The 6,068-nt window shown below is 63.5% G+C and carries 5 protein-coding genes; 4 read left to right on the forward strand and 1 reads right to left on the reverse strand.

Going from position 1 to position 6,068, the window contains the following annotated elements; translation table 11 throughout:
- The first annotated feature begins 41 nt into the window (after positions 1-41).
- From VJ307_05010 to VJ307_05025, 4 genes are read left to right on the forward strand one after another with little or no spacing between them, the layout of a single operon-like run.
- Positions 42-2,846: a molybdopterin-dependent oxidoreductase gene (locus VJ307_05010; GenBank protein ID HJX73498.1), complete on the forward strand. Its 2,805-nt coding sequence runs from the start codon at positions 42-44 to the stop codon at positions 2,844-2,846.
- Between the two features lie 4 nt (positions 2,847-2,850).
- Positions 2,851-4,152, forward strand: a complete 1,302-nt coding sequence (gene nrfD, locus VJ307_05015) for an NrfD/PsrC family molybdoenzyme membrane anchor subunit (protein HJX73499.1) — start codon at positions 2,851-2,853, stop codon at positions 4,150-4,152.
- Positions 4,152-4,589 (forward strand): DUF3341 domain-containing protein, encoded by a 438-nt coding sequence (locus tag VJ307_05020; GenBank protein HJX73500.1) that lies wholly within the window; start codon positions 4,152-4,154, stop codon positions 4,587-4,589. Before nrfD ends, VJ307_05020 begins: the two co-directional genes overlap by 1 nt.
- Positions 4,586-5,638 carry a hypothetical protein gene (locus tag VJ307_05025; protein ID HJX73501.1) on the forward strand — a complete coding sequence of 351 codons (1,053 nt, stop codon included), beginning with the start codon at positions 4,586-4,588 and terminating at the stop codon, positions 5,636-5,638. Before VJ307_05020 ends, VJ307_05025 begins: the two co-directional genes overlap by 4 nt.
- A gap of 122 nt (positions 5,639-5,760) precedes the next feature.
- Here the strand turns inward: VJ307_05025 and VJ307_05030 are convergent.
- On the reverse strand, positions 5,761-6,068 hold a 308-nt coding region (locus VJ307_05030; GenBank protein HJX73502.1), incomplete at its 5' end, for a cupin domain-containing protein.

Below are 6,068 nucleotides of genomic sequence, written 5' to 3' on the forward strand. Positions count from 1 at the left end.
CCCGGGACTGCGCCACCTGCCACAAGTAGAGGGAGCGTCGGATGAAGCGAAGGGATTTCTTGCGCGTCATGGGGGTACTGTCGGGCTCCACCCTGATGTCCTCTTGCGGCTCCCGCAAGTCGAAAAGCTTTATTTCCACCATTCTGCCCCCGGAGGAGGGGATCATCCCCGGAGAGGCGGTTTTTTCCCCCTCCACCTGCACGGAATGCCCTGCGGGCTGCGGCCTCTCGGTGAAGCGGCGGGAGGGGTGGCCGGTAAAGCTCGAAGGCGCGCCGGGGCATCCGGTGAACGACGGAGGTTTGTGTATCCGCGGGCAGTCCTCCCTTACCCGTCTGTATCACCCGAAGAGGGTCGCAACCCCCCTGCTGCGAAACGGCGGGGGGAAGTTCCAGGAGATTTCCTGGGAGAAGGCCATCTCCCTGGTATCGGAATCCCTCGCCGGTTCCCGCAGCGAAGGGCGGAAAAACCTCTACCTGTCCGGAAGGACCACCGGCTCCCTCTCCGCGCTGACCGGCATGTTCTGCCGGAAGGCCGTGGTCGAGAGGCTTCCCGAGTTCGAGGTCTATTCCCATTCCGCGGTGAAAGAGGCCAACGGTCTTCTCTTCGGGCAACGCGAGGTCCCCCACTACCGGATCGAGAACGCCGATTTCCTCCTGACGGTCGGGGCGGATATCCTCGAGACCCACATAAGCCCCGTTTCCTACACCCGGAAACTTTCCCGGGCAAGGGGCGAAGGGGATTTCCGCTGGTTCCATGTGGAGCCGCACCTGTCGCTCACCGGGGCGAACGCCGACAAACGGTTCGTGGTCCTCCCGGGACGGGAGGCGGTCCTCCTCTCCTATCTGCTCCGGCAGATCCTGGAAAGGGGACCCCGGAGGCCCGGGCTCCCGCCCGAGGTTGCGAACGCCCTCCCGCGCCTTTCCGCCGAGAGCGCCTCGGAGGGAACGGGGATTCCCGTCGGGGGGTTAAAGGAGATAGGGGACGCCATCGCGAATGCGAGGCGCCCCCTGGTGATCGCCGGCGGAGTTTCCACGTCCCACCCGGAAGGCCTCGAGGTGGCGGCCATGGCCGGCATGATCCAGTGGGTCACGGGGGAAATCCCCGGGCTGGTCGATTTCGCGAGGGGGGAGAACTACGAAGGCGTTGGCACCTTCCGGGACATGGAAGATCTTTCCGGCCGGTTGGGAAAGGACGAGGTGGGGGTGCTGTTCCTCTCGCGGACGAACCCCGTCTTCTCCCTGCCGAAAGCGTACTCCTTCCGGGAGAATCTCGGGAAGGCGAAACTGTCGGTAGGGATAGGCGACCTCCTCGACGAGACGATGCAGGAGGCAAACCTGGTCCTCCCCCTTTCCCATTCCCTCGAGTCGTGGGGGGACGGCGAACCGAGGCGGGGGGTCGTCTCCCTCGTAAAGCCGGTGCTCACGCCCCTTCACGACACGCTCTCCGAAGCCGACATTCTGCTCCGGCTGATGAGCAAGGTTTCGGGGGAAGGATCCGCGGCGGGATACCGGGAGTACCTGTTCGATGCGTGGGGGAAACGGTTCGGTGAACAGGGAAGGGACGAGTTCCTCAAGCGGGGCTACGTCGAGGAGTCCCTCCCCGCGAAGCGGGTCTTCCTCGACGGGAGAAAGGCGGCCTCTCTCCTCGAGGGGATGAAGGCCTCGGGGGGGGAATTGGGCAGGCCCGTCCTCGTGCTGGCCCCGTCCTTGCGTACGTTCGACGGGCGCGGCCGGGGACTGCCGCTCCTCTCCGAGATCCCCGACCCCCTTGCCACCATCTCCTATGGACGCTGGATCTCGGTTTCGCCGGGTACGGCGAAACGGATGGGGCTCAAGGAGAAAGAGGAGGTGACCGTCTCCTCCGCCGACTGGTCGGAGGTGCTGCCGGTGAAGGTGCAGCCCGGCCTCCAGGACGGAGTCTACCTGGCCTGTCGCGACTTCGTGGCTTCTCCCCCTCTTCGAACGGAGAAAAGGACGGGGGGGGCGGTCGAGTACATCGACGGGGCCAGGCTCGTGAAATCCGGGAAAATGGCGGCCGTCCCCATCCTCTCCGGCTCCTTCTCCCAGCAGGGAAGGGGGCTCATCCCCGATCCCGCCCACAAGGGCGAAAAACACCGCCACGGAAGGGTAAGCCTCTACCCGGAGCACGGGCACGAGGAGTACCGTTGGGCCATGGCCATCGATCTCGCGCTGTGCAACGGCTGTTCGGCCTGCGTTGCCGCCTGCCACATCGAGAACAACGTGCCCGTCGTCGGGAAAAAGGACCACCTGAAGGGAAGGGAGATGTCGTGGCTCCGGATCGAGCCCTTCTACGGCGACGCGGGAGATGTCGAATTCCTCCCCATGCTCTGCCAGCATTGTCATGCCGCGCCCTGCGAGACGGTGTGCCCGGTGTACGCCGCGTATCACAACCCCGAAGGGTTGAACGTCCAGGTGTACAACCGGTGCGTGGGCACAAGGTACTGCTCCAACAACTGCCCCTACAAGGTAAGGCGGTTCAACTGGTTCTGGCACCGGTGGGAAAAGCCGCTGAACCGGATGCAGAATCCCGACCTGGAGACCCGGGGGGTGGGGGTCATGGAGAAATGCACCTTCTGCATCCAGCGGATCCGGGCCGCCAAGGACCGGGGCAAAGACGAGGGCCGGAAGGTCCGGGACGGGGAGTTCACCACCGCCTGCGCCCAGAGCTGCCCCACCGGGGCGATCGTCTTCGGCAACCTTCTCGACGCGGATTCCCGGGTCTCCCTGCTGGCCCGTTCCGACCGGGCCTACCGGGTCTTCGAGGCGCTCGGAACCGATCCGTCCGTCTATTACCTGCGCGGGAAAAACAGGAGATCCGGGAGCTGACGCGATGGCGGAGACCGAAAAATACGACCGGGCCGACCGGGAGATCCTCGATGCAATGCGGAAACCGGGGCGGCTTTACCTCCTCGGCCTCGCGTTCACCGTCACCCTCGTGGCCTCCGGCATCCTTTGCTGGTATCAACAGTACCGGGTCGGCCTCGGGGTGGCCGGATACACCCATCCCGTGAATTGGGCGGTCTACATCACGAATTTCGTCTTCTGGGTCGGTATCGCCCACTCGGGGACGCTGATTTCGGCGGTCCTGTACCTGTTCCGCGCCCGGTTCCGGACGAGCTTCAACCGCCCCGCGGAGGCGATGACCGTCTTCGCCCTCATGGTGGCGGGGCTTTTTCCCCTGATCCACCTGGGTCGCCCCTGGGTCTTCTACTACCTCTTCCCCTACCCGAACCAGAGGCAGCTGTGGGTCAACTTCCGGTCCCCCCTGATCTGGGACGTCTTCGCCGTGGGGACCTACTTCACGGTGAGCGTGGTTTTTTTCTATGTGGGATTGATCCCCGACCTGGCGATCGTGCGGAGGTGCAAGGAAGGGATCCGGAAAACGATCTATTCCGTCCTTTCCCTGGGGTGGGAGGGCACCCGGAGGGAATGGCGGCATTACAACATGCTCTACCTCTTTTTGGCCGCCTTCGCCACCCCCCTCGTCGCTTCGGTCCATTCCGTTGTCTCCTGGGACTTCGCCATGAGCATCCTCCCCGGATGGCACACGACGATCTTCGCCCCCTACTTCGTCGCCGGGGCGATCTTCTCCGGCACGGCGATGGTCATCACCCTCGTGGTCCCCATGCGAAAGATCCTCGTCCTCGACCGGTACATCACCGACGACCATTTCGAGAGCATCGCGAAGATCCTCCTGTTCACCTCCCTCATCGTGAGCTACGCCTACATCGTCGAGTTCGGCCTCGCCTGGTACGGGGGGAACGTGTTCGAGACCGAACTGTTCCGGTTCCGGGCCTGGGGGCACTACAAGGTCCTCTTCTGGACCATGATCACCTGCAACTCCCTCGTTCCCCTGACGCTTTTCGTCCGGCGCCTGCGCCGCAACGTCAAATACCTGTTCGTCCTCTCCCTGCTGGTGAACGTGGGGATGTGGGTGGAGCGGTTCGTCATCATCGTCTCCTCCCTGGCCCGGGATTTCGACCCGTACGTGTGGGACACGCAGATGTACAGGCCTACCTACGTCGAGGTGGGAATCACCCTCGGGAGCTTCGGGCTGTTTTTCACCCTCTACCTGATCTTCCTGAAGACCTTGCCCGTGCTGTCGATCACGGAAATCAAGGAGCACCTCTGATGGCCGAGCCGATGATCTTCCACGAAAAGGAGGAGTTCCTGGAGGCCCTGCGCCGCCTGGTCCGGGAGGGCGTGGCGAAGGAGAGGATCCGCGTGATCACTCCCTTCTCCGTCACGGAGGTGGAGGAGATCCTTCCCCGCATGCCTTCCCAGGTCAAGGTTTTCGCCCTCGCGGGAGCGGCATCCGGCACCGTCGCGGGGTTCGCCTTCACCATCCTGACCACCTTGAGCTGGCCCCTGATCGTCGGGGGGAAACCCATCGTATCGATTCCCCCTTTCATCATCATCGCCTTCGCCCTCACGATCCTGTTCGGGGCCCTTTCCACCTTCCTGGGTTTCCTCCTCCTGTCGCGGCTTCCGAGCATCCGGCGCATCCGGTCGATGGAGGAATACGGGAATGCGTTTGTGATCACCGTGGAGCCGGGGGAGACGAAATGAAGGGGTTCCCGGAACCAAGAAGCGGCCTGGTCGGCATGTGCGTTCTCGCGGGGGTTCTCATAGCGCTCACCCAGTTCGGCCCCATTGCGAAAGACGGAGCATCGCTTCTGCTGGCGCTTCTGTTCTGGGCCACGGTCATCGAGGGCTGCGTCGCCGCCGTGGCGGCGGGCACCCTGATCAAGGCCAGGTGGGTGGCCTCCGTGAAGAGGGAGCTGCTCTCGGTCTATCCCCTCCTTCTGTTCGTCTCGATCCTGTTCCTTTTCCTGGTCCCCTTCGTGGATTCCTATCCCTGGGCGGGAAGGAAGGGGATCTGGTTCGACAAGAAGTTTTTCGTCGGGCGGAATTTCGCCCTGCTGCTGCTCGCCTATCTCTCCGCGAGGAGATTTTCCATCGCCTCGGAAAGGGGGGAGGAAGGGGAAAAGGTTCTCGCCGCCGCCCTCTACCTCTTCGTCTTCGTCGCTTCCCAGTCCCTCATGGCGTTCGACTGGGTCATGTCCCTCATGTATCCCTGGATCAGCTCGCTGCTCGGAGGCTACTTCTTCATCGAATCCCTGTTCGGGGGCTTCGCCCTGTCGGGCATCCTCTACGTTTTTCTGTACGGGAGAAAGCAACGGGTCGGAGATCCGGAAGGCCGTTCCGACATGAAAGACCTGGCGGTCCTTCTCTTCGGATTCAGCCTGCTGTGGGCGGGGCTTTTCTACTCGCAGTTCCTCGTGATCTGGTACGGGAATATCCCGGAGGAGGTGAGCTTCCTCGTGACGAGGCTGTCCTCGTCCCCCCTTCGAGAACTCACCGTCTCGATCGTCTTCTTCTACTTCTTCATCCCCTTTCTCGTCCTTCTGCCCGGCCGGTCGAAAACGAACCCTTACGTGGTGTTCGCGGTTTCCCTTTCCGTCCTGTTGGGGATCCTGGTCGAACGGTTCGTCTTCGTGGCCCCCGTGGTCACGCCGAGCCCGCTGGCTCTGGGGATCGATTTCCTTGTCCTTCTGGTCCTCTTCGTCAGTTTCGTCGTGAAGAGAGGGGGCGGGAGGAGGGTCCTCGAAGCGTAGCCCGGTCGAAAAGTTCAGGGACGTTCTTAAAACTTTTCATTCCCACGGCTCCCAGCCTGCGTGGGGACGCCGCAGGAAGACGGGAGCCCGGCCGCGTCGGCAGGGAAGTCCTGCCGCAGGGGTTACCTGCCCAGGCAGCTTTTCGTGGACGGGATCACGCAGAGAAAGGCGAAGGGCTCGTCGCCCGCGTTCGCGAAGTTGTGCTCCTCGTCCGGGGGGACGTAGACGAAGGAACCCGGGCCGACCTTGCGCTCCCCGCCCTTCTGCCGGACCTTCCCCGTGCCGGAGAGAACGTAGACCTCGTGTTCCCACGGGTGCGCGTGGAACGGGGTGCGGCCGCCGGGGGCGACCTCGAAATGGCGCATCGTGAAGGTGGGAGCCCCGACGTTGTCCCCCATCAGGACCCGGATGGTGACGCCCTCCGCGCCGG

Source organism: Candidatus Deferrimicrobiaceae bacterium (assembly GCA_035256765.1).
GTDB lineage: Bacteria > Desulfobacterota > Deferrimicrobia > Deferrimicrobiales > Deferrimicrobiaceae > CSP1-8.

Coding starts and splice junctions, on each gene's coding strand:
- VJ307_05020 (HJX73500.1), top strand. CDS start 4,152: ATGGCCGAGCCGATGATCTTCCACGAAAAGGAGGAGTTCCTGGAGGCC.
- nrfD (HJX73499.1), top strand. CDS start 2,851: ATGGCGGAGACCGAAAAATACGACCGGGCCGACCGGGAGATCCTCGAT.
- VJ307_05025 (HJX73501.1), top strand. CDS start 4,586: ATGAAGGGGTTCCCGGAACCAAGAAGCGGCCTGGTCGGCATGTGCGTT.
- VJ307_05010 (HJX73498.1), top strand. CDS start 42: ATGAAGCGAAGGGATTTCTTGCGCGTCATGGGGGTACTGTCGGGCTCC.